Origin of the sequence: Streptomyces sp. SID486, assembly GCF_009865385.1 — a bacterium.
Lineage (GTDB): Bacteria > Actinomycetota > Actinomycetes > Streptomycetales > Streptomycetaceae > Streptomyces.
Genome location: NZ_WWJT01000515.1, coordinates 1 through 413, shown reverse-complemented (window position 1 = coordinate 413; position 413 = coordinate 1). Strand labels below are relative to the sequence as shown.

Below are 413 nucleotides of genomic sequence, written 5' to 3'. Positions count from 1 at the left end.
GGGGGACTTGAAGAACGGCGGCAGCCACAGGCAGTCCACGCCGAGCCACTGGAGGTAGTCCAGCTTGGCGGTGAGGCCCTTGAGGTCGCCGACACCGTCGCCGTTGCTGTCCTGGAAGGAGCGGACCAGGACCTCGTAGAAGACGGCGCGCTTGAACCACTCGGGGTCCCGGTCACCCGCGGGGGTGTCCTCGAAGGTGTCCGGTACGGGGTCGTTGACGGTCATGACGCTGCGGGCCCTCCGTTCTGGGGCGTCGATCGCCCGACGTGGAGCACGTGCGCCGGCGTCCGGCCGGGCGTCAGGCGCACGTAGTTGGTCCTGCCCCAGTGGTACGTCTCGCCCGTCAGTTCGTCGTGCACCGACGGGGCGGCGTCCCAGTCCAGGCCGAGTTGCGGCATGTCCAACGAGACCGT

2 protein-coding genes are annotated in these 413 nt (G+C 69.2%); both read right to left on the bottom strand.

The genetic code is table 11. The features are described from left to right. Nucleotides 1–225: alpha-amylase family glycosyl hydrolase (locus tag GT045_RS23740; protein ID WP_237538820.1), on the bottom strand; the 225-nt coding region annotated here is incomplete at its 3' end. Continuing rightward, a partial coding sequence (locus GT045_RS23735) for an alpha-amylase (protein WP_161294386.1) occupies nt 222–413 on the bottom strand: 192 nt, incomplete at its 5' end. The genes GT045_RS23740 and GT045_RS23735, both read right to left, overlap by 4 nt.